The following is a 19,093-nucleotide window of genomic DNA, read 5'->3' as shown; positions in this document are numbered from 1 at the left end:
CGCAGGATCTTGGGGTGTCGAGTCGTCAGACTCGTGGTTTGGCATGCGGATTCCTTCGCTCCTGCTTGGTCTTAATCCTGTGGCAATTTGAGCAGAGAGTCATCAGGTTCGACGGCTCGTCGTTCATGTGGTTGCCATCTATGTGGTCTACATCCAGAACCTCTGGCGGATACGGGCCGGTCCATGCGCAGAGTGGGTTTTCGCAATGGCTTTTCTTGGTGGCTCTGTAACCGAAAGGCTTGTTGGAGGTATAGAAGCAACGCCAGCGCAGGTAACCCTTCCTGGTCTCGCCGTTCAGGGTGAGCGGCACGTCAGCGCCACACTCCAGGCAGTCGGCAACCTTCAGTTCGGGCCTCACTCGACTTAAGCGATGAACGAACTTTTTCGTCTGGGCAATTTCGTAAAGGCCCGTCCGCCGATACCTGTTGTAGTGAATTTCGCAGACGCCTTGACAGTGATACTTCCGGCTACACCCAGCCACTTTGCATGTAGGGGGATGCGGAACCGCAACCTTGATCGGAACATCGGCCTGGACATCGCCGACCCTCTTCAATCGCCCATAGTGTGTGCCGCACAGCCCTCGCCTTGTGGCCTTGCGGTCACATGAAGGCACCGTGCAGATCTTTTCGGTACGACCGTCGCCGGGGTCAGTGTGCGGATGGTCAGCGAACATCAGGCAGCCTCCAATGCGGCGGCAGCAGCGTGGGCGCGGCCGACCGCCTCCACCATCAACGCCAACACAGCGTCAGGCCATCCGTCCCGGCAGTCCGGGCCAACCCCGTACGTCTTCGAGGTGGGGTCGTGTAGTTGCTTGCCGCACTGGCAGCAGCGGGTGGTGAACGCGGCGAACCGAGCGGCGCATCCGGTGGGATCGCTGTCGACGGCGGCACGAATCGCCTCATGCCAGGGGAAGGTGTGCTGCCGATGCCAGCGGATGATCCATTCCTGCTGGGCTTGGCCTTTCAGCCCCTCGGGCAGGTCGGTGCGGTACAGGACCGGACCGTAGCGGGCTTTCGCCGGCCACGGCTTGAGACGGCCGGAGGTGCGCCGCCAGTAGGTGATCTGGCGGGGGTTGGTGGGGTCGGGGACAGCGAAGTAGTCGGCACCGTCGCCCTTGGCTGCTTTTTGATGGGTTGCGGCTGGCTTCATGGGATCGGTTCCTCCATGCGTGGCTCGTCTACATGGCCTGGCCGGTACCGCAGCAGGATCACCCCGTATGGGCCGATGCGCAGTAGCCGCCGGAAGGTGGCGACGTGTCCGCCGCGCACGTTGAGGATGCGCAGCAGACGGTCGGCGGGGCGCGGCTTGGTCGGTCCGGCGAGGGACCAATGCCACGGCAGCAGCGGCCTCATCGTCGGCCCTGCGTTCCGTCCGGCCGGATCAGCGACGACGTTTCCACGTTGTGCTCCACCCCGCCGTCATCCCAACGCACCGACACCCGCCAGTACGGGTCGGCGACATGCCCGAACCGGTCGCAGCGGACGACGGTGCCGGCAGTGTCGGGGGCGTCCCGGCGGACGACACGCTCGCGGTACTCGGGCTCCCACTCTCGCAGCGGGACGTGATCCTGACTGATGGTCATGGGTTCCTCCGGTTCACAGTTTGTGCTGGTCAAAGTCATCCGCGCGAAACGGCGGGGGAGAGCAGATCCATCCGGCCATGCTCGGCCAGATGCGCCACCAGGCGCACGACCCATAGCCCAACCAAATTTCTTGGTCGGGCACAAACGTTGACGGCGGCTACAGGACGTGAACGTCCAGGTCGTAGTCCTTGTACAGCGTCCGATCGCAGGTCACGACCACGCCTCGCATAGCGCGGGCCTCGTAGGCGACATGCCGCACCACAAGAGATCCGGGCCATGTGCCGCACTCGATCGCAGCATGTTCCGCTAAACCAACTGACCGGACATTGTCGCCCTCGATCAGCGCGTACCAACTGTGGAAGCTGTGATCGATCACCGCTTGAGCTTCCGCAATGGCGGTGGTGGGAAACACCAGTTGCAGTTTGCCCTCGTCCGCCATCTGCCGAAGCCGAAAGAGCCGACGGTTGTCGTGGAAGAAGCCGACGATCGCAGTCGCGTCGAGAATCCTCGGCGGCCGAACGGTCATGCGGTGAGTCGACGCGAGAAGGGAGGCGTGTCGACGCGCCGCTTGCCGGTGTAGCGGCTAGCGACAGCGGCGTCGAGTTCGTCCATCTCCCGTTCGAACTCGGCAAGCTCGTCAGGTGTGAGGGGTGCGGGGTGCGGCTTCCCGATCGCGGCACTGAAGCGCTCAGTCGCGGAGGGCCCCCGCGCCTCAAGCACGGCGCGCAGGTATCGCAGGTAGTCGATCGCCGCCAACTTGGTCGCATCGGGGATCGACGGCGATTCGAGCAGTTCCAGGACTTGATCGATGTTGCGGCGCCCGGGTATTGGCGCGTCCTCGTCTTGTCCGACTGCGGCAAGTTGAATGCGAGGGATGTTGAGGGCGGCGAAGATGGGGCGAACGTGCTCCGGGTCCGCGTACCGCACGGTTCCAGCCTCGATCGCGTTGACATACTCAACGTCAACTTCGGCGCGGTCGGCGAGATGCTGGGGGCTCCACCCGAGTTTGATGCGGGCGGCCCGGATCGTGGCGCCTGCGCCGAGAGCAGCTCGGTTGAGTTCGTTGACGAGCGTGTCGTCGGGGGATAGATCAGATTCGGTGAGGTACCCGACTGCGACAGCGCCACGCCTGGGGTCGATACCAAGGGCAACGCAGAGAGATCGAACGATTCCAGGTTCGGGGGCGCGTAACTTTCCAGCTTCCAGCCGGATGATCGACACCCTGCCGACACCTGAGCGTTCGGCGAGGTCGTCTTGGGTCCAGCCGTGGGCTTGGCGGCGGTCCCGGATGAGCTGTCCGAACTTTTCGATTGGCGAGGCAGGCACTTCTCGTTCGTGACTGTCGGCCATGACGGCATGGTAGCCGCGCGGAGGCGACCATGCGAGACATCTGGGAGTTGCAGTTCTGCCGCGCCGAGCATCCAGCGCGTGGGCTCCTTCCGGGTCATAGCTTCACGTCGTAGCGGTCGGGGTTTGCGTGGCTGTTGATCAGCCGGTTGGGGTGATGTGGGTGCATGATCGGTCGTTCGTCGCCGCTCGTTGGCAGCGCCATCCATCCGGCGGACTTCTCCGCCTCCGCTGACCGTCCGCGTTCACCGCTGCGCTTCTGCCGGTCGTACGCTTCCCACCAGCCGGGCGGACGTTCATCCTCGCGGCCGGTGTACGGGTCGTCGCCGCCCATCCAGTCGCCCCAGCAGACGTTGCAGTTGTAGAGCGGGAAGCGGGAGTGCAGCGGGCAGTACTGGATCTCTTCGACCTCGACTGACTGTGGGGTGAGGCTGGCTCGCCAGCGTTGAACCCAGGTGTTGAGGCTGCCGTTGCCGTCGGCGGCGTACCACCAGCCGTCGCCTTGGATGGGGTGTTCGACGTTGCGGCGGATCCAGCTTTCGGCTTGGTCGGCTTCGAGTCCGTGGACGCCGTGTTTGGCGAGCATCTGCTGGGCGGCGGTGGTGGGGGTTGAGGTCTGGTCTTCTGACGAAGTCGAGCCGTCTCTCTCTCGGTCGTCGCCGGGGTCACGCGGACCCGGCAGCGACGTACGAGCAGAGAGAGAAGAAGGGTTCTTCAAAGGATTCTTAGAAGGGCTTCTTTGGGGGGTACCCGTACCCCCGGGTGGGGAGGTATCCGTACCCCCCGGGGTGGGGGTATCGGTACCGGGGGGTGTACCCGTACCCCCGGGGGTATCCATACCGGGGGGTGGGGTTGGTGTGTTCTTGCCGCTCTTGTTCCGCCCAGCCTTCGTCGGCTTCTCTCCGCGCATCTCCAAGGCGACGTCGTACACGATCGGGCGCTGCCACTCGGGGATCTTCGAGCCGTCGAGTACCGCCGGGTCGCCCAGCCGGATCAGCCCCAGTTCCAGCAGCCTCTTCACGTCGGCATCCACCTGATCGCGAGACTTGCCTGTCTTCTTCGCCAGCGTCGCCTTCGACTGGTACGAGCCAGTGCCGTCGTTGCTGCATCGCCGGGCGATGGTGGTGAGCACGGGAAGAAGTTCGGTGGGGCAGGGCGCCTCGTCGATTACCCAGGCGATGCAGGCACGACTGACCCAGCCGGGGTCGCTCGGGCTCTGCGGCTCCGTGTTAGAGGTCACCGGGCACCACCGCCTACCCGTACAGACGTACGGGTAGCGTGCCTAGGTATCTTCGGCATCGACTGGTCGGTCCTGTTCTGTCTTCGCGGGCAAATGGGTTTGCGCTGGTCACAGGCCCCGGCTCGGTGGTAGGACACCGGGTTGGGGCCGTCTTGCTATTCGCTGCCGGGTGCGCGCCCTGTGCGGCGCTCCCAGCCTCGGTTGAACGCTTCGACCTGATGCCGGGCGTAGAGCGGGCCGGCGCCGGTCTGGGGGGCGGCAAGTGCACCCGGCTGCCAGTTGTGGCACTTCTCGGCTAGGCCGTGTTTCATAGCTCGGGTCGGAGCCACTCGTTGATCGCGGCGACGTGGACCGTGGCCTGGTAGCGCACGGCGAGCTTGTCGAACCTGGTGGCCATGGCTCGATGGCGTTTGAGCTGGTTGATGCCGCACTCCACGGCGTGACGTTGCTGGTAGATGTGGGCGTCGAAGGTCGGCGGTCGGCCGCCCTTGGACCCCTTTCTGCGCCGGCTTGCGGCCTGATCGATCTTGATCGGGATCGTGGCCGGGATGCCACGTCGGCGTAGGTGCTCCCGGTTGGCGCGGGAGCTGTATGCCTTGTCCGCGAGGACCCGGTCGGGTCGAGTGCGGGGTCGGCCGCCGTCGGGCCGGGGGACCCGGATGCGGGCCAGGACCCGGGTGAACTGCGGACTGTCACCGCGCTGCCCGCCGGTCAGCAACATCGACAGCGGCTTGCGGCCCTGCTCGCAGGCCAGGTGCAGTTTGGTGGTCCAGCCACCTCGTGACCGACCCAGAGCGTGATCAGCCGGCTCGTCCTCGACCCCGCCGGGTGGTTCCTTCTGCAGCTCGGGTCGGGTGCGGGCGCCGGCGGCGTGCTGATGCGCCCGAGCGATCGTCGAGTCAACGCTGACGTCCCAGGTGATCAGACCGGCGGCGTCGGCGCGGGTCTGCAACCCGGTGACGAACCGCTGCCACACCCCGGCACGCTGCCAACGGCGGAACAGCCCGTAGACCGTCTGCCAGGGCCCGTAACACTCCGGAACATCCCGCCAGGGCGAGCCCACCCGGACCCTCCACCGGATCCCATCGATGAGCTGCCGTTTACTCCACTTCAGCGGTCGCCCTGGCTTCTTACCCCTCGGCAGCAGCGGTTCCAACGCCGCCCACTGCACGTCAGTCAGGTCGAACCGCCTCGTCACCGGTATGGTGGCCACGAGGTCTCCGTGCTGATGGTCTGTCTTGGTCGATGAACCATCTACCGGAGACCTCACTACGTATCGATCACCGACACGCCGAGATCTCCCTGGCCGGGGCTGACTGGCCAACCGCAGCTATGAAACACGGCCTAGTAGGCCGTGTTTCATAGCTCGGGTCGGAGCCACTCGTTGATCGCGGCGACGTGGACCGTGGCCTGGTAGCGCACGGCGAGCTTGTCGAACCTGGTGGCCATGGCTCGATGGCGTTTGAGCTGGTTGATGCCGCACTCCACGGCGTGACGTTGCTGGTAGATGTGGGCGTCGAAGGTCGGCGGTCGGCCGCCCTTGGACCCCTTTCTGCGCCGGCTTGCGGCCTGATCGATCTTGATCGGGATCGTGGCCGGGATGCCACGTCGGCGTAGGTGCTCCCGGTTGGCGCGGGAGCTGTATGCCTTGTCCGCGAGGACCCGGTCGGGTCGAGTGCGGGGTCGGCCGCCGTCGGGCCGGGGGACCCGGATGCGGGCCAGGACCCGGGTGAACTGCGGACTGTCACCGCGCTGCCCGCCGGTCAGCAACATCGACAGCGGCTTGCGGCCCTGCTCGCAGGCCAGGTGCAGTTTGGTGGTCCAGCCACCTCGTGACCGACCCAGAGCGTGATCAGCCGGCTCGTCCTCGACCCCGCCGGGTGGTTCCTTCTGCAGCTCGGGTCGGGTGCGGGCGCCGGCGGCGTGCTGATGCGCCCGAGCGATCGTCGAGTCAACGCTGACGTCCCAGGTGATCAGACCGGCGGCGTCGGCGCGGGTCTGCAACCCGGTGACGAACCGCTGCCACACCCCGGCACGCTGCCAACGGCGGAACAGCCCGTAGACCGTCTGCCAGGGCCCGTAACACTCCGGAACATCCCGCCAGGGCGAGCCCACCCGGACCCTCCACCGGATCCCATCGATGAGCTGCCGTTTACTCCACTTCAGCGGTCGCCCTGGCTTCTTACCCCTCGGCAGCAGCGGTTCCAACGCCGCCCACTGCACGTCAGTCAGGTCGAACCGCCTCGTCACCGGTATGGTGGCCACGAGGTCTCCGTGCTGATGGTCTGTCTTGGTCGATGAACCATCTACCGGAGACCTCACTACGTATCGATCACCGACACGCCGAGATCTCCCTGGCCGGGGCTGACTGGCCAACCGCAGCTATGAAACACGGCCTAGTGCGGCATCTAGTCGGGCCAAGCCGTCAGGGGTCGCCGTGGTGCGACTGATCTCGACGCCCCGTGGGTCAAGCGCGATGACCCGGCCGCCAGCGGAGACGGTGAGCCGGGCGAACTCCCGATGCCCCATCTGGCGCGCTGGTGGGCGGTGGTTGTGGATCGGGTTCTCTTCGGCGATGGCGCGCGCTTCCTCTTGCAGCGCCAAGCGGCGGGACGGGAAGAGGTCGAGCCTGCTGTCCGCGACCTGCGCCCACCAATTCTTGTGGCGATGCGCGCGCCAGCGGTCCTCGGGATCGAAGGCAACGCCCACGTAGAGCAGCCGGCCATCCTCGCGGAAGAACCGGTAGACGTAGGTCGACGCGTCGGGGGCGAAGTAGCGAACCGCGCCCCTGTCGGTGATACGGCGTGGCCCCCGGATCGGGCTAGCTATCGTCACCGGACGACTCTTCGGGGTCGTACTGGCCGGCGGCGGCAAGATCGCGCTTGAGTGCGTCAACGGATGACCTGCTGTATCGGCGATGTCCGCTACCGGGCAGGCGGCGACTCGGCTTGAGGATGCCGGTCTCTTCCCATCGGCGGACGGTAGAGGGGGATACCCGCAGTTCGCGGGCAACCTCAGTGGGGGTCAGTTCGTCCTTGCCCATGGCTTCTCCTTGGAACGTTTTCGAATCGTCCAAGGCTACCGAGGCGTTCAGGGTTCTCAGGGTGGTGACCGGTGGCGATCGATCAGGGGCGGCAACTGTCATGTTCTCATTATGATCAGTCCTCCCTAACTTGTCAAACTTGCCAAGCTGTGCAAGACTGATCCCAGCACAACGGAGAACGGCCCCCCAGAAGCGACGCGCCAACGTCGCCCCGGGAGGCCGCCAGTGACACGGAGCGCGCCAACGCTCCGAGCACCTAGCCCGACAAACCTGACGCAACCAGGAGTCGAACCATGCAGCAGACTACTTCTGCGCACCCCAGTCCGGTCACGGAACCCGGCGAGGCCCAGCGACGCATCTACGGCAACTACGAGGTCATCCTCAACCTGCCCGTAGACGGAGGCTTCTCCATCGGCGTTCGCGCCGCCGGAAGCCCCCACCGATACGACGAACTGTCCTTCGTCATCGCCGACGTGGACACCGCCAACCTCGTTCACCGCGTCATCCGGGAGGGTGGTGAGCAGGGCCTCAGCCCCGAGGACATCCGTTGGACCCTGGACGAGGCGCTGCGCCTGGATCTGTTCCGGGTTCAGCAGCGTCACGACACGCCGTCCCGCAACCGGATCGAGCACCTGAACCGGGTGCTTGACCGGCTGGAGTCGCCGGCCGACACCGCTGCTGTCGCCGAGCTGGTGGATTCGCTGCGCCACCCGAACCGGCCCCGTAACTTCCGGGAGCTGCGCGACGCGCACGCCGCCGGAATGGCCGCCGACCGGGACGCCCGCCGGCAGGTGACCCGATGAGCGTCCTCACCGCGCACCTCGCCTGGTGCCAGCCCATCCACTGCACCAGCAGCAACCACACCGACATCATCCACCGGCACCTCATCGGCTCTATCGCCGGAGTGAAGGTGTGGGTGCAGCGCACCGACACCACCCGCGACGACGCCAGCCACCTGTACGGGCGGACGGCCGTGCACCTGTCCGCCGACGAGGGCCAGCCCCTCACCCGGCACCTGGACACGCTGCGGGCCCTGCTGACGGCGGCCGAACTGTTCGCCGACCAGGTTGAGGGGGTGCGCTGACATGACCGCACCGACGACGACCGCCGCGTTCTTCCTTCCGCCCGACCCCGACTGGTGCACCAACTGCGTCACCCCCGACCCGGGTGTGGTCGATCACTACTCCCGGATCTGGGCGGGCGGCGACTGGTACGACGCCGCCACCTGGAAGGTGCAGGTCACGCAGCGGGTGCAGCAGGGCCCGGACGGCAACCTGATCGAAGGTTTGGCCGTGATCGACGTGACCGGGGTGGAGGGCACCTACGCCTCCACGGCCGATCTGGCGCGAGCGTTGCTGCTGGCGCAGCAGGTCGCCGACCGCATCAACAAGTCCCGGCGGGGTGCGTGATGGGGCGCCTCAGCCGAACCCCCGCCCACACCTACGCCATCGACCTGTATACCGGCAGCACCCGCACCGAAGTCCACGACCTGACCGCCGACAGCGACGGTGACGCCGTGGAGATCGCGCGGGACATGCTGCACGACTCGACGCACACCGCCGCCGAGGTGCTGCGTCGGGACGCGTCGGGGTCCGGCTACAGCCACGTCGACCGGCTGGTGGTGTCGTGATGACGGACTTGACCGGCCGCATCCTGGCCGACGTCGACAACGGCCAGGTGGTGCTGCTGCCCGGCGGGGCGTTCACCGTCACCAGCGACACCGACGTGAACCCGAACGAGTACCCCGACTACATCGCCACCCTGCGGCAGATGCTCCACCAGTCGTGGCTGATGGAGTCGCACCGGCGTCGTGCCGGTGGCTGGGTGCTGCGCCTGACGTCGATCGGTGAGCACATGCGCCGCCACGCCAACCCGGACGTCTACCGGTCGCGGCACGCGTTTGAGGTGCGGGACGGGCAGGTCGGGGTGGTGGCGCAGTGAACACGCCGCAGCCCCGCCCGGTCCACAGCGTCCCCAACGCCACCACGGGTCCGGCCCGGATTCTCGGGCAGGCCACCCGGACGGACGCGCCGATCAACAGCCCGTACCGGCCGCGCCGCGCCTGGACTGTCCGGTGAGCGCCATCCGCCGGATCCTCGGCCTCCACGGCGTTCACCGATCGGGCGTCACCCGGCCACTGCCCGCCTTCCCGGCGCCGCAGGATCCGTGGGCTGCCGGCGAGGCGTTCCACTGGGCCACCGACACGATGCTGCTGCCGACGGTGCCGTGATGGGCCAGGTCACCGGCATCAACGACCGCAAGAACCTGCGCGAGTGGGACAAGATCCGCGCCGACCTGGACAAGCCGGCGAAGCCGCAGCCCAAGCCCAGCAAGTAGCAGCACCGGGCGGCCCCGCACCCCGAGTCGTGTCGGGGCCGCCCACGAAGCACCACCCAAACCAGCCGTGCACCACCCTCACCAGGGGAGAAGTCTCATGTTCACCAACGCCTCCGTGACCATCGGCTACAGCTCGACCGAGATCCGCCCCACCCGCGCCATCCGTGGCGCTGACGGGGAGCGGCAGACCGTCCGGGTCCGTCCGGGCCGCGCCAACAGCCGCCGGGCCGCCATCAACGCCTCGTTGGGCTACGGCCGATGAACCCGGCACGCGACATCGCCGACCTGGCCGTACTTCTCGCCGGAGAACACGACGTCCCGGCTGGCCCGTACGCCGCCGACGCAGCCGGACCGATCGAGCAGGCGTACCGGGATGGACTGATCACGCCCGACAGCGGCACTCGGTGCGGCTACCGGCTGACGGTGGCGGGCGAGACGCGTCTCGCCGAGCTGTGCCCGCCGGACGGCCGCTGATGTGCGGCGCCTGCAAGGTTATGGCCGCCGAACCGGGCGAGCCGTGGTGCGTCGACTGCCGCGAGAACCTGCCCCCGGCATCCGAGTACGCGGCCGGTGTGCACATCTCGCAGGTTGACGTGCCCGACCCGGACGAGTGGAAGCCGATCCGCTGACCCGCCCGTTGGGTGCCTGCCCGCCACGACCGTTACGCGCTCGTGGCGGGTGGAGGGACCACAACGGACCAACAGCCCGGAGGAACCATGACCGATCCGAAGCCGATGACCGGCCCCGAACACGTCTGCGAAGCCCTACGCCTCGCCGCCCTCGCCGACCAGAAGGACCACCTGCTGCCCGGCGGTAACGGCACCTACAACCCGACCGACGCCCAGCGGGACCGGTGGCTGATGCGAGCCCACCTGCACGCCAACCTCGCCCGCACCGCCGCCATGGTCGACACCTACCGGTACAGCGACACAGGCGAGATCCGCAGCCAGTCGAGCCGCAACGCATGGCATGAGGTGTTCGCAGTCGGTGTCGACCGGTGAACCCGCAACTGTGGTCGTGGCTGCTCACCGCCGTCGGCGTGTTCGGCCTCTACCTCGCCGGCCGTAAATCCCCGTGGGGGTGGGCTGTCGGCATCGGCGCCCAAACCCTGTGGCTCGCCTACGCAATCTCCACCCGCCAGTGGGGGTTCATCGCCTCCTGTGCCGCGTACGGCTGGGTGTATCTGCGCAACTTTCGGCAGTGGCGTGCCGAGCTGGCCGCGCAGCCTGCGCCGCAGCCGGCCCGGTGACGTCTGCGATGTGAGCCTGCCGGGCCCGGACCACCCTTCCGGGCCCGCGCGGGGTCACCGCAGCCGCGACGACCAACCCCACCCCGAGGAGACGCACATGGCGAAGCGCACCACCGCCGTCGACCAGACGTTGAACGGCAGCACCCGCCGCAAGTGAGCCGGCGGGACGTGGCCACGCCCTCGACAAGCCGGCCACGTCCCGCCCCGATCCCCAGTCACGGAGATCACCCCGCGCACCGGCAGCAACCGGGCGGGGTGGCCGACCACCCGAAGGAGGCCAGCCATGGCCAGTTTCGCAGACGACCACAGCAAATGGCAGCAGGCAAGGCAGACCGCCGCCGTCACCGGATCCCGCAGTGATGCCGCCGAAGCCGAGCGGCTGCGCAGTCAACTCACCCAACATCCGGCGGTGAAGGCCGCCCGCAAGCAGACGGACGCGAGGCCGATCCGGTGAGCGCCGCCGACGCGAACCGGAAGGCTGCTGCCGTGTTCGGGGCGATGGCCGCCGGAGCATCCCGCAAGCCGTCCAGCTACAACGCGGGCGACCGCACCTGGACCACCCACCACGGACACGGCAGCCAGCAGGATGCTGGGCAGAAGCCGGACGCCAAGTGAGCGGGGCACCGAAGGCGGGGGTGGCCGATGGTCGCCCCCGCCGCGCCGTGCAACTCGAACCTGTGTCGGCAGCCCGGCTAGGGCTGCTCGCTCTGCCGCTTCACCTGCGCCATACCGCCCATGCGGGCTGGCGGTACGTCGTCGGGTCGCAGCTTGCGGACGTGGGCGGTGGATCGTCCGACGCGCATGGCGATTTCGGTGGGGGTGACCTTGTCGCGCCATGCGGCTTGGATGGCGGCGTGCTCGCGTTCGTCTAGCAGCGCAGCCTGCTTGTCCAGTCTGCGGCGGGCTGCTGCTACGGCGTCGAGTTCGGCGCGCACGTCATCGGTCATGCAAACAGCGTAGCGCAACGGCGTTGCGTGATGCCAGCCTGTCGGGTAGTCTGGACACAGAAACGCCACGCCGTAGCGCAACGCCGTGTTGAGGAGTCGACATGCAGGGCATCGCCGCCGCCGGGAATCCGACCACTGAACCCATCTTCGCCCGCGACACCGAAGCGGAGGCATACCGGGTGCTTCACGAGGGCGGCATCGACGCCCTCGACGACCACACACCCTTCTCCCGCGACCTGCTCAAGCGGTGGGATCGACGCCGCCTGGTCCGAATCTCGTACAACGACAACGGCGGCCTGGTCGTCCGTGCGTTCAAGAAGTACGCCGCTCTGGCGCCTCGCCGCTAAACCCGCCAGTTCGGCCCGCCGGTCGGCCAGTGGAGGCCGCAGCGCACCGGGTGTCGCAGCCCGGACCGGCGACCAACCCGCACACCACCAGACAACCCAAAGGAGCCCCCCGATGCGTAAGGTCGACATCCAGCCCGGCGCCGACGTGTACTACGCCGAAGGCCCCTACTGGCGCATCAGGCACCCCACCCGCGCCACCATCGTCGACCCCGGCCCCTACCGAATCGTGCGCCGCCGATGCGGCCCGTTCTACCTCACGTCGTGGCACCCGGACCCCACCGGCAACGCCGTCCTCGTCACCCTTCACGAGCGGGGCCGAGACCACACCCGAGCCGTGTACGCCCGCAACCTGCGCGGCCTGTGGCTCGACACCCTCAAGGCGACCGGCCGCACCGTCGCGGACGTGAAAGCCCTCGACGCGCTCATCTCCCACATCGCCTCGAAGCCCGGCCCTCTCACCGGTGCCGACCTGCTGCGGGTTGCTGCCGCCGACACGCACGTCGACCACGACACGCTGACCACGCTTGCCGACGCCGCCGAAGACCGTCACGGCACCACGGGTGGGCAGTCGTGACCGGCACCGACTGGCCTGACTCCCTCGGCGGCAACCGCGACTTGTGGACCGCCCGGTGGACGGAAGCCGACGGCCGGAAACGCGGGCAGGTGTTCAGCGGTCCGCGTGGCCTCTGGTATGCGGTCAACAGTGCCCGCAGGGCCGCCGCCGAACTCTTGTCCGACACGATTACTGGCATGCGCGGCAAGGTTGTCTACGACCTGGTAGCGGGGGTTGATGTGCTACCGGAGTGCCGCCGCTGCGGGCGTGTCTGCAAAGACCCGTGCACACATGTTCCGTCGGATCGGGAAGTCACTGCCAGCCCCACACTCACCCAGCAGTAGAGGAGGCACCGATGAGTGAGCCGACTGTCATCGACCACGGCGACTGCATCGAAATCCTCGCCGAAGGCATTCGACCGATGGTGCTCATGCGGGACCGGCTCGAAACCGCCTACCTGGCGCGCTTGGACTACCCGGACCGGATTGCCCTGTACCGGTTCTTGCGCTACCGGCACGGCTTCGAGCGGAATGCGATCACGTACGCGATTGCCGCCGATCTTCTCGTGACCGCCAACATCAGCATCTGACCAGCAGCAGAGGAGACACCAATGGTCGCCATCGACCTTCGCGCCGCCGCACTCCGAGTCATCGCCAACGCAGCGGACGGGAAGCCTTTCCCCACCGGCCACAGCATGCCCCGCATCGTCGCCGTCCGGGACGTCCGCGCCGCCACCGGAAGTGGACTCAAGGAAGCCCTGGACGCCGTCGACTGGGCGATCGAGCAGCACAACAGCGGCAGCCTCGACCGTCACCGCAAGACGACCGACACCGGGTGGCTGTACGAGTTCCCCAACGGACACACCGCATCGGTCATCAACGACCCGCACCGGCCGTTCCGGTTCGAGGTGCTGTCGGACGACCCGGACGACGCCGGTCGGGGTGGGGTGGTGGTGGGTTTGGCGTCCGATGAGGTGGAGGCGAAGCTGCGCCAGATCGCCGCACTGTCCAACCGCTGACCAGCAGACAGGAGCCCGCCATGCCCACGCTCACCCCCACCGATGTGACCGTTATCCGAACCTACGGCGTGACCGGAGCCGAACCGATCGACAAGCGGTACACAAGCGTCCGAATCATCCCCGACGAGGTGACGATTACCTTCGACAACGGGACCGCCAGCCACGTCAAGATCGCCGGCTACAGCGCCAAGAAGGACGGCACTGCCGGGGCGGCTCGCCACAACGCGGAGTACTGGATCGGCTCGGTCGCCAGCGACATGCCGCCCGAGTGGGTTGCCCCGCTGTTGGAGTTCACGCCCGTCTGACCCGTCCAGCCTCCGCATCGTGCCGTGAGGGCGCCGCATCGACTGCGGCCGGAGGCACCACCACCCACCCGACCCGCGACCCGAAGGAGCCCGCGATGACCGAGCACGTCGACCTGGCCCACTACTCCGCTGCCCTCGACGAAATCCATCGACTCCGGGCAGTCCTCGCCTACGAAGCCGCCGTCACCGCCGCCCACCTCGGCTACGCCACCTTCCCCAAGAGCCGCCGTGAGGCCGCCGAGAATCAGGTGGAGCGGATGCGGTCGGCGGCACGCGGCGAGCCAGCGTCGCACGGGTCGGTGTCGCACATGTCGTTGCGGCATGGCCTGCGCGAGGCGGGAGCGTCCGAGACGCTGACTCGCTGGCAGTGGGAGCACGCCCGTGCCGGGCACGCCTGCCGCAACTGTGAGGGCGTCGACCCCGAGTCGTGCCCGTTCGGGCCGAAGACCGCGCAGCGGGTGCTCGACTCCGAAGGGATCAGGTGACATGGCCTTCCAGCCGAAGACCGCGAAGGATCTGCCCGCCGGAGCCGTGGTCGAGACGTTCTGGACCGTGTGGACCAAGCAGACCACCGGCCTGTGGACCAACGACCAGGGCGACACGATGACCGACGCCGAGATTGACGGGCTGCTCGCACGCGGCGGCATGCTCACCCGCGTACCCACCGGCACCAGCAAACGGAAGGGGTGGTAACCCGCCATGCCCAGTGCAGCCGACATGCCCTACCGCTACTTCGTCTCCTACGCGCACTCTCGCGGCTTCGGATCCATCGACATCCGCAGCGCCCAGCCGGCAGACACGTACGAGACCGTGCAGGAGTTCCGCCGGACGGTCGCCGCGAACAGTCAGCTCATGGAGTCAGAGATCGTCATCCTCAACTACATTCCGCTGTCCACGAACCCGACCGGAACCGTCTACCAGCGGGCTGAGCGTGCCGAGTCCGCGCTACGGAATCTGCTGGGCATGGTGCGCCAGTTCGACACCCCGCGCGACTCGGGCAGGGTGCAGGCGTTCGTGGGGGATGTGCGGCAGGTGGCGTTGCGAGGGCTGGGAGACGACCGTGGCTGAGCAGCCCACCGAGCCGGCCGCCAACTACTACGTAACCCGCCGCCACTACAGCCTCAACCTCGCCCCGGCCGTCGGAGCCGGACGGCGCGGCACCGCACTCTGCCGCCCCGGCGGACAGCCCACCGACGTGTACGACCAGGAGTGGGTGACCCGCGAAGACCAGCGGTACCGGCGCGGCAAGCCGCCACGTCAGATCGCGGATCTTCCGGAATGTAAGGCGTGCGCCCGAGCGCTGGCGAAGTTGAACACCACCCAGCCTGGACAGTGAAGGAACCGCCATCGTGAACACCTACACGCTCTCCCTCCCGAATGGCCGCATCAGCCAGCAGATCCGCGACGTGCTCGGCCTGGATGCCGCCCACACCCACGGCCTCTGGATCGTCTCCGCGACGGCCCGCAACTTCGCCATCGGCACACTGCGGCAGCGAGGCTTCCCCACCATGACCACCGCGCAGAACGGCGTGCTGCAACACGACGGGAAAGACGTCGAGCTGCTGCGGGCGGCCGGGTTCCTGGACGAGCCGATGGCGCTGGTGATGCCCCTCACCGGCTTCGTGTGTCCGGTCGCTGTCGTCGAGCGGGGCGGTGAAGCCCGGCGGGTGGGTGTCCTGTCGTGGGAGGGCATCGGCGGCCCGACGTTCACACCCGAAGAGGCCAACCATGGCTGACCAGATTCGCGCTATCGCGCTCGCCGACGCCGCCAGGCTCGTCCGCAACGAGCGCGACAGGCGCAGGTACCGCCGCGAGGGCGACTGCGGCCTGTGCATTGACGAGGAGAAGCCGCACGTTGACGCGCTCGGCCAGGTTGCCCGCGAGCTGGATCTGCTGGCTGCCGCAGCTTCTCCGAGCGCCCGGGAGCGCCTGGCCCGGCACCTGTACCTCACTACCAGCGGCGACCCCAACGCCCAACCGCACTGGGACCACGGCGGCGACCAGCACGTCAACAGGGCCGACTGGCTGGCCAAAGCTGACGCCGCGCTCGCCGCCATCACCGACCGAGAGGACCACTGACATGCGCGCTTTCACCAACAACAACGGCCCCGGCCGGCGGCCCGACGGCGCCGACCCAGGCCACGACGACGCCCAGTCCGGCAGTCTCGCGGCGCAGCTCCTGGCCGCCGTCGAGACGTTCGGTGTGGACGACACGCGGGAGGCTCTACGCGACCTGCGGGAGAAGAGAACGGAGGTGGACCGGTGACCGCCAGCCCGACCCGGATCCTCGCCATGCGCGACGTCACCTGCATGGCCGCCCTCGACACCATGCCGCACCTCGTCGCGCGGGTACGCAACCTGCTCGGCCACGGACGGCGCATGACCGTCACCCAGCGGTACACGTACGTGGACCAGCCGCCGGAGGTGACCACCGGCCTCACCCTGGACACCGAAGCCCGCAGCGGCGGCATTCACGAGAGCATCCGCGACGACAGCCACCACCTCGGGGTGAACTTGCGGCCCGGCCTCATGTCCGGGTTTAGCCTCTCCGCCTACGCCTCCGACGGCAACCGCACCGAGGCAGAAGCGTGGAAGCGGTATCACGCCGCCGAAAGCATCTCCGGCGACCCGCTCAAGCGGCGCAGGCACATGACCCGCATCGACATTACCGGCGGGTTGCCGGGTGACGGTCCGGCCCGCGACGACAAGCTGATCATCAGTGCATGGAACGACGACGGCGTGTGCGATGAGCGGGTGGTGGTGTTCGATGGCGGGCCGCGTGACGGCCGGGAGAGGGCTGCTCGATGGTTGTGGGCGAACACCCTCGGCCCCGCCCACCGGGAGGACCGGGAGAAGGCGTGGGACTACGGGACGGTGCCGGACGAGGATGTGAAGCTGTGGCAGGTTCGCGCCGACGAACTGCTGGCCGCCATCGCCGACGAAGGGGCGAACTGACATGCGCAACTACCTGCGCAGCTTCGACCCCGACGGCCTGCGCGTCATATTCGTGATCGGCGGCCTGTTCGGGCTGGGGATCGCGGCCGGTCTGGTGTTGTGGGCTGCGACGGGCGAAGCTGGTCTGCTGACTGCCGCCGCCTTCTCGGCCGCCTCTACCGCCGTCCTGGGTGGGGTGGTGGTGTTGTTGTGGCGTGCGGCTGTGCGTCTGTTTCCCGACCGGAAGGAGCACCCCTGATGCCCGCCCCGAAACTGCCCGCCGACCTGATCAAGAAGCTGCGGAAGCTCGCCGAACAGTACGAGCAGGACCACCGCACCGGCCCGTACACGGAGTCGACGGTGGGTTCGCGGGTCGGCCACGCGAACCGGTTCATCGACTACTTGGAGGGCCGGTATGACCCGAAGACGGATTTCCGGAAGCGGATTGTGCCGTAGCTGGTGTGGTGGTGGGGCCCGTCGCCGTGGTGGTGGCGGGCCTTTGTCATGGGTGGGCAGGAACAGGGTTGGACTGACATGCATACCGTGGTATCATGTAGATACCTGAGATGAGAGTGAGGCACCCATGAACGACACCAACCCCGACGTGCCCACCACCGAAGACGACGAAATCTGCATCAACGGCTACCCCGAGCACGACGAAGACGTGCACTACGAAGGCGAAGACGGTGTCGGCTGGACCTGCCGCCGCTGCGGCGCCGAAGGCTGGGACCCCGCCGACAAAGACGAGGAGGCGTGACCGTGGCCTTCCACGACGACGTTCTCACCCTCGCCCTGCACGCACGCAACAGCGCCGACCCGAACACCCGCGACGCGGCACAGCGGATCCTCACCTACAACCACGCCTTCATCCCCGAACCCGCCCGCACCGAATGGGCGGAAGCAGTCACCTACGGAGACGGCGAAACCCGCTACCTCGAAGAGATGGACGAGGAAGACGCACGCAAGCACGCCGCCCACACCAACGCCCACGAAGCGCGCGGCAGCAAGGCGGGGGAGACCGGCGTGTTTCGCGCTGCCGCCGTGTTCCGTGAGGTGCGGATGCTGGTCGACGGCACCCAGATCATCGGTCCGTGGATGGCACCCGCCGACCAGTTCACTGAGAGGCCCTAGTGACCGACAAGCCGCCCACCGAGGCCGACCTGCTCGCCGACCTCGCCGACACCTACCGGCGGCGGCAGGATCTCGACCGGCAGCGCGACGACGTGTTCGCCAAGGAGGTTGCCCTGGTCGCGGAACTGCGGCAGATGTCGACGACGTGGCAGCGGATCGCCGACCTGCTGGGCCGGGCGAAGTCGAACACGATCACCACCTACCGGCCGCATCTGGTGGAGACCCGCACCGTCCGCCCCAAACCGAAGGAGGCGCCATGACCAACCCGACCGGCGACACCACCAGCTACACCACCACTCACTACCACTGGGAGATCCAGCGCCTGAACCACGGCATCTGGTCCCACCAGGCGTACTCCGGCCAGCCGCAGGATCCGCGCGGCGCCGACCGCAGCGACTACACCCCCGAGGCGTTCGCCCGGCAGGTACTCGCCCAACACGCACCCGACGACGGGCAGCCGTGGCGGCTGGTCGTGTGGGCTGACGGGGGAGTAGGCCGACCGCCCGTGTACACGATCACCTCCGAGCAGGCCAAGGAGACGCTGTGAACAGCCCGACCACAACCGACCGCCCCGCCTGGCTGGCCGACGATGCGACCTGGGCACGCGAACCGATCCGGCTCGCCGAAGCGCGCGGCCACACCGTACGGGACGACACCACCGGCACCGAGCGGTACACGTGCACCGCCTGCGGCCGAGCCGTCCTGCGCTGCGGCGCCAACATCTACGGCTCCGCCATCACCGAAGACTGCAAGCCGCTGAGGATGGAGGAGAAGCCGTGAGCAGCCCCCAGCACGCCACCACCGTCGTCGTCGACCCAGACGGCGGTGACGTGTGGGCGTACGCCTGCCGCACCTGCCGGCGCATCGGCAGCCCCTACTACTCGGCAGGCATGGCGCGGCTAGACGCCGACCGCCACGACTGCAACAACCCCAGAGCACACGAAGACGCCGACCCGACCGGCTGTGACCCGCGCTTCGCCGGGTTGAAGGCCGCCGCGTGGGCAGTACTGCTCGACAACTGACCACGCCGCAGTGGGCCGCCCGACCGTGCTGGTGGGCG

Annotated in this window: 47 protein-coding genes; 36 read left to right on the top strand and 11 right to left on the bottom strand. The window is 67.9% G+C overall.

Annotation, left to right across the window (positions count from 1 at the left end):
- Window positions 1–25: 25 nt before the first annotated feature.
- From HUT12_RS33385 to HUT12_RS23555, 10 genes are all read right to left on the bottom strand, one after another.
- Window positions 26–673: an HNH endonuclease signature motif containing protein gene (locus HUT12_RS33385; protein WP_176094795.1), complete on the bottom strand. Its 648-nt coding sequence runs from the start codon at window positions 671–673 to the stop codon at window positions 26–28.
- Window positions 673–1,149 carry a DUF6011 domain-containing protein gene (locus HUT12_RS23595; RefSeq protein WP_176094794.1) on the bottom strand — a complete coding sequence of 159 codons (477 nt, stop codon included), beginning with the start codon at window positions 1,147–1,149 and terminating at the stop codon, window positions 673–675. Before HUT12_RS23595 ends, HUT12_RS33385 begins: the two co-directional genes overlap by 1 nt.
- Window positions 1,150–1,348: 199 nt before the next feature.
- Window positions 1,349–1,582, bottom strand: a complete 234-nt coding sequence (locus tag HUT12_RS23590; protein WP_176094793.1) for a hypothetical protein — start codon at window positions 1,580–1,582, stop codon at window positions 1,349–1,351.
- Between the two features lie 157 nt (window positions 1,583–1,739).
- Window positions 1,740–2,108, bottom strand: coding sequence for a hypothetical protein (locus tag HUT12_RS23585; RefSeq protein ID WP_176094792.1), 369 nt, complete (start codon window positions 2,106–2,108; stop codon window positions 1,740–1,742).
- Window positions 2,105–2,932, bottom strand: a complete 828-nt coding sequence (locus tag HUT12_RS23580; RefSeq protein WP_176094791.1) for a helix-turn-helix domain-containing protein — start codon at window positions 2,930–2,932, stop codon at window positions 2,105–2,107. The genes HUT12_RS23585 and HUT12_RS23580 overlap by 4 nt, the downstream gene beginning before the upstream one ends.
- 94 nt (window positions 2,933–3,026) lie before the next feature.
- The gene (locus HUT12_RS23575) at window positions 3,027–4,169 is read right to left on the bottom strand and encodes a hypothetical protein (RefSeq protein ID WP_176094790.1); all 1,143 of its coding nucleotides are present in this window, start codon (window positions 4,167–4,169) and stop codon (window positions 3,027–3,029) included.
- A 307-nt stretch (window positions 4,170–4,476) separates the two neighbouring features.
- Entirely contained in the window at window positions 4,477–5,382 is a 906-nt protein-coding gene (locus HUT12_RS23570; RefSeq protein WP_176094349.1) for an IS5 family transposase, read from the bottom strand.
- Between the two features lie 146 nt (window positions 5,383–5,528).
- On the bottom strand, window positions 5,529–6,434 hold the full coding sequence (locus tag HUT12_RS23565; protein WP_176094349.1) for an IS5 family transposase: 906 nt from the start codon (window positions 6,432–6,434) through the stop codon (window positions 5,529–5,531).
- 117 nt (window positions 6,435–6,551) lie between these two features.
- Window positions 6,552–7,004: a GIY-YIG nuclease family protein gene (locus HUT12_RS23560; protein WP_176094789.1), complete on the bottom strand. Its 453-nt coding sequence runs from the start codon at window positions 7,002–7,004 to the stop codon at window positions 6,552–6,554.
- Entirely contained in the window at window positions 6,991–7,314 is a 324-nt protein-coding gene (locus HUT12_RS23555; protein WP_303393500.1) for a helix-turn-helix domain-containing protein, read from the bottom strand. Before HUT12_RS23555 ends, HUT12_RS23560 begins: the two co-directional genes overlap by 14 nt.
- Window positions 7,315–7,505: 191 nt before the next feature.
- On the opposite strand from HUT12_RS23555, the gene HUT12_RS23550 reads away from it, so the two are divergent.
- The 14 genes from HUT12_RS23550 (at window position 7,506) to HUT12_RS23490 (ending at window position 11,413) form a co-directional block, all read left to right on the top strand.
- Window positions 7,506–8,015: a hypothetical protein gene (locus HUT12_RS23550; protein WP_176094788.1), complete on the top strand. Its 510-nt coding sequence runs from the start codon at window positions 7,506–7,508 to the stop codon at window positions 8,013–8,015.
- Entirely contained in the window at window positions 8,012–8,296 is a 285-nt protein-coding gene (locus HUT12_RS23545) for a hypothetical protein (protein WP_176094787.1), read from the top strand. The genes HUT12_RS23550 and HUT12_RS23545 overlap by 4 nt, the downstream gene beginning before the upstream one ends.
- 1 nt (window position 8,297) lies before the next feature.
- The gene (locus HUT12_RS23540) at window positions 8,298–8,621 is read left to right on the top strand and encodes a hypothetical protein (protein WP_176094786.1); all 324 of its coding nucleotides are present in this window, start codon (window positions 8,298–8,300) and stop codon (window positions 8,619–8,621) included.
- Window positions 8,621–8,842, top strand: coding sequence for a hypothetical protein (locus HUT12_RS23535; RefSeq protein ID WP_176094785.1), 222 nt, complete (start codon window positions 8,621–8,623; stop codon window positions 8,840–8,842). The genes HUT12_RS23540 and HUT12_RS23535 overlap by 1 nt, the downstream gene beginning before the upstream one ends.
- A complete protein-coding gene (locus HUT12_RS23530) occupies window positions 8,842–9,153 on the top strand; it encodes a hypothetical protein (RefSeq protein WP_176094784.1) in 312 nt (103 codons plus the stop codon). The genes HUT12_RS23535 and HUT12_RS23530 overlap by 1 nt, the downstream gene beginning before the upstream one ends.
- Window positions 9,150–9,290 carry a hypothetical protein gene (locus HUT12_RS23525; RefSeq protein ID WP_176094783.1) on the top strand — a complete coding sequence of 47 codons (141 nt, stop codon included), beginning with the start codon at window positions 9,150–9,152 and terminating at the stop codon, window positions 9,288–9,290. Before HUT12_RS23530 ends, HUT12_RS23525 begins: the two co-directional genes overlap by 4 nt.
- The gene (locus HUT12_RS23520) at window positions 9,287–9,442 is read left to right on the top strand and encodes a hypothetical protein (protein WP_176094782.1); all 156 of its coding nucleotides are present in this window, start codon (window positions 9,287–9,289) and stop codon (window positions 9,440–9,442) included. The genes HUT12_RS23525 and HUT12_RS23520 overlap by 4 nt, the downstream gene beginning before the upstream one ends.
- 204 nt (window positions 9,443–9,646) lie before the next feature.
- On the top strand, window positions 9,647–9,811 hold the full coding sequence (locus HUT12_RS23515) for a hypothetical protein (RefSeq protein ID WP_176094781.1): 165 nt from the start codon (window positions 9,647–9,649) through the stop codon (window positions 9,809–9,811).
- Window positions 9,808–10,023, top strand: coding sequence for a hypothetical protein (locus HUT12_RS23510; RefSeq protein WP_176094780.1), 216 nt, complete (start codon window positions 9,808–9,810; stop codon window positions 10,021–10,023). The genes HUT12_RS23515 and HUT12_RS23510 overlap by 4 nt, the downstream gene beginning before the upstream one ends.
- A 20-nt stretch (window positions 10,024–10,043) precedes the next feature.
- Window positions 10,044–10,178 carry a hypothetical protein gene (locus tag HUT12_RS33245; RefSeq protein ID WP_303393499.1) on the top strand — a complete coding sequence of 45 codons (135 nt, stop codon included), beginning with the start codon at window positions 10,044–10,046 and terminating at the stop codon, window positions 10,176–10,178.
- A gap of 87 nt (window positions 10,179–10,265) precedes the next feature.
- Window positions 10,266–10,550, top strand: a complete 285-nt coding sequence (locus HUT12_RS23505; RefSeq protein ID WP_176094779.1) for a hypothetical protein — start codon at window positions 10,266–10,268, stop codon at window positions 10,548–10,550.
- Entirely contained in the window at window positions 10,547–10,798 is a 252-nt protein-coding gene (locus HUT12_RS23500; protein ID WP_176094778.1) for a hypothetical protein, read from the top strand. The genes HUT12_RS23505 and HUT12_RS23500 overlap by 4 nt, the downstream gene beginning before the upstream one ends.
- 283 nt (window positions 10,799–11,081) lie before the next feature.
- On the top strand, window positions 11,082–11,252 hold the full coding sequence (locus tag HUT12_RS23495) for a hypothetical protein (protein WP_176094777.1): 171 nt from the start codon (window positions 11,082–11,084) through the stop codon (window positions 11,250–11,252).
- Window positions 11,249–11,413 carry a hypothetical protein gene (locus HUT12_RS23490; RefSeq protein WP_176094776.1) on the top strand — a complete coding sequence of 55 codons (165 nt, stop codon included), beginning with the start codon at window positions 11,249–11,251 and terminating at the stop codon, window positions 11,411–11,413. Before HUT12_RS23495 ends, HUT12_RS23490 begins: the two co-directional genes overlap by 4 nt.
- Window positions 11,414–11,490: 77 nt before the next feature.
- Here HUT12_RS23490 and HUT12_RS23485 read toward each other — a convergent pair whose 3' ends face one another.
- Window positions 11,491–11,745 (bottom strand): hypothetical protein, encoded by a 255-nt coding sequence (locus HUT12_RS23485; RefSeq protein WP_176094775.1) that lies wholly within the window; start codon window positions 11,743–11,745, stop codon window positions 11,491–11,493.
- Between the two features lie 101 nt (window positions 11,746–11,846).
- Between HUT12_RS23485 and HUT12_RS23480 the strand changes: the two genes are divergently transcribed.
- From HUT12_RS23480 to HUT12_RS23375, 22 genes are all read left to right on the top strand, one after another.
- Window positions 11,847–12,092, top strand: coding sequence for a hypothetical protein (locus tag HUT12_RS23480; protein WP_176094774.1), 246 nt, complete (start codon window positions 11,847–11,849; stop codon window positions 12,090–12,092).
- Between the two features lie 112 nt (window positions 12,093–12,204).
- Window positions 12,205–12,666 (top strand): hypothetical protein, encoded by a 462-nt coding sequence (locus tag HUT12_RS23475; protein WP_176094773.1) that lies wholly within the window; start codon window positions 12,205–12,207, stop codon window positions 12,664–12,666.
- On the top strand, window positions 12,663–12,989 hold the full coding sequence (locus HUT12_RS23470) for a hypothetical protein (RefSeq protein ID WP_176094772.1): 327 nt from the start codon (window positions 12,663–12,665) through the stop codon (window positions 12,987–12,989). The genes HUT12_RS23475 and HUT12_RS23470 overlap by 4 nt, the downstream gene beginning before the upstream one ends.
- A gap of 11 nt (window positions 12,990–13,000) precedes the next feature.
- Window positions 13,001–13,234, top strand: coding sequence for a hypothetical protein (locus HUT12_RS23465; RefSeq protein WP_176094771.1), 234 nt, complete (start codon window positions 13,001–13,003; stop codon window positions 13,232–13,234).
- A 21-nt stretch (window positions 13,235–13,255) separates the two neighbouring features.
- Window positions 13,256–13,663: a hypothetical protein gene (locus tag HUT12_RS23460; protein ID WP_176094770.1), complete on the top strand. Its 408-nt coding sequence runs from the start codon at window positions 13,256–13,258 to the stop codon at window positions 13,661–13,663.
- A gap of 20 nt (window positions 13,664–13,683) precedes the next feature.
- Entirely contained in the window at window positions 13,684–13,968 is a 285-nt protein-coding gene (locus HUT12_RS23455; RefSeq protein ID WP_176094769.1) for a hypothetical protein, read from the top strand.
- 95 nt (window positions 13,969–14,063) lie between these two features.
- On the top strand, window positions 14,064–14,453 hold the full coding sequence (locus HUT12_RS23450) for a hypothetical protein (protein ID WP_176094768.1): 390 nt from the start codon (window positions 14,064–14,066) through the stop codon (window positions 14,451–14,453).
- 1 nt (window position 14,454) lies between these two features.
- Window positions 14,455–14,661 carry a hypothetical protein gene (locus HUT12_RS23445; RefSeq protein WP_176094767.1) on the top strand — a complete coding sequence of 69 codons (207 nt, stop codon included), beginning with the start codon at window positions 14,455–14,457 and terminating at the stop codon, window positions 14,659–14,661.
- A gap of 6 nt (window positions 14,662–14,667) precedes the next feature.
- On the top strand, window positions 14,668–15,036 hold the full coding sequence (locus HUT12_RS23440; RefSeq protein ID WP_176094766.1) for a hypothetical protein: 369 nt from the start codon (window positions 14,668–14,670) through the stop codon (window positions 15,034–15,036).
- Window positions 15,029–15,304, top strand: coding sequence for a hypothetical protein (locus HUT12_RS23435; protein WP_176094765.1), 276 nt, complete (start codon window positions 15,029–15,031; stop codon window positions 15,302–15,304). The genes HUT12_RS23440 and HUT12_RS23435 overlap by 8 nt, the downstream gene beginning before the upstream one ends.
- A 13-nt stretch (window positions 15,305–15,317) precedes the next feature.
- Window positions 15,318–15,704, top strand: coding sequence for a hypothetical protein (locus HUT12_RS23430; RefSeq protein WP_176094764.1), 387 nt, complete (start codon window positions 15,318–15,320; stop codon window positions 15,702–15,704).
- Window positions 15,697–16,047, top strand: coding sequence for a hypothetical protein (locus HUT12_RS23425; protein WP_176094763.1), 351 nt, complete (start codon window positions 15,697–15,699; stop codon window positions 16,045–16,047). Before HUT12_RS23430 ends, HUT12_RS23425 begins: the two co-directional genes overlap by 8 nt.
- 1 nt (window position 16,048) lies before the next feature.
- A complete protein-coding gene (locus tag HUT12_RS23420; protein ID WP_176094762.1) occupies window positions 16,049–16,234 on the top strand; it encodes a hypothetical protein in 186 nt (61 codons plus the stop codon).
- Between the two features lie 26 nt (window positions 16,235–16,260).
- Window positions 16,261–16,923, top strand: coding sequence for a hypothetical protein (locus HUT12_RS23415; RefSeq protein WP_176094761.1), 663 nt, complete (start codon window positions 16,261–16,263; stop codon window positions 16,921–16,923).
- A gap of 1 nt (window position 16,924) precedes the next feature.
- A complete protein-coding gene (locus tag HUT12_RS23410; RefSeq protein WP_176094760.1) occupies window positions 16,925–17,161 on the top strand; it encodes a hypothetical protein in 237 nt (78 codons plus the stop codon).
- Complete coding sequence (locus HUT12_RS23405; protein WP_176094759.1) at window positions 17,161–17,358, top strand: hypothetical protein; 198 nt, start codon at window positions 17,161–17,163, stop codon at window positions 17,356–17,358. The genes HUT12_RS23410 and HUT12_RS23405 overlap by 1 nt, the downstream gene beginning before the upstream one ends.
- A gap of 127 nt (window positions 17,359–17,485) precedes the next feature.
- Complete coding sequence (locus tag HUT12_RS23400) at window positions 17,486–17,659, top strand: hypothetical protein (RefSeq protein WP_176094758.1); 174 nt, start codon at window positions 17,486–17,488, stop codon at window positions 17,657–17,659.
- Window positions 17,656–18,033: a hypothetical protein gene (locus HUT12_RS23395; RefSeq protein WP_176094757.1), complete on the top strand. Its 378-nt coding sequence runs from the start codon at window positions 17,656–17,658 to the stop codon at window positions 18,031–18,033. Before HUT12_RS23400 ends, HUT12_RS23395 begins: the two co-directional genes overlap by 4 nt.
- Window positions 18,033–18,293: a hypothetical protein gene (locus tag HUT12_RS23390; RefSeq protein WP_176094756.1), complete on the top strand. Its 261-nt coding sequence runs from the start codon at window positions 18,033–18,035 to the stop codon at window positions 18,291–18,293. The genes HUT12_RS23395 and HUT12_RS23390 overlap by 1 nt, the downstream gene beginning before the upstream one ends.
- Entirely contained in the window at window positions 18,290–18,580 is a 291-nt protein-coding gene (locus HUT12_RS23385; protein ID WP_176094755.1) for a hypothetical protein, read from the top strand. Before HUT12_RS23390 ends, HUT12_RS23385 begins: the two co-directional genes overlap by 4 nt.
- The gene (locus HUT12_RS23380; protein WP_176094754.1) at window positions 18,577–18,813 is read left to right on the top strand and encodes a hypothetical protein; all 237 of its coding nucleotides are present in this window, start codon (window positions 18,577–18,579) and stop codon (window positions 18,811–18,813) included. The genes HUT12_RS23385 and HUT12_RS23380 overlap by 4 nt, the downstream gene beginning before the upstream one ends.
- A complete protein-coding gene (locus HUT12_RS23375; protein ID WP_176094753.1) occupies window positions 18,810–19,055 on the top strand; it encodes a hypothetical protein in 246 nt (81 codons plus the stop codon). Before HUT12_RS23380 ends, HUT12_RS23375 begins: the two co-directional genes overlap by 4 nt.
- The last annotated feature ends 38 nt before the right edge of the window (window positions 19,056–19,093 follow it).

Source organism: Verrucosispora sp. NA02020, assembly GCF_013364215.1.
Taxonomy (GTDB): Bacteria; Actinomycetota; Actinomycetes; order Mycobacteriales; family Micromonosporaceae; genus Micromonospora.
This window is presented reverse-complemented; position numbering and strand designations above follow the sequence as displayed.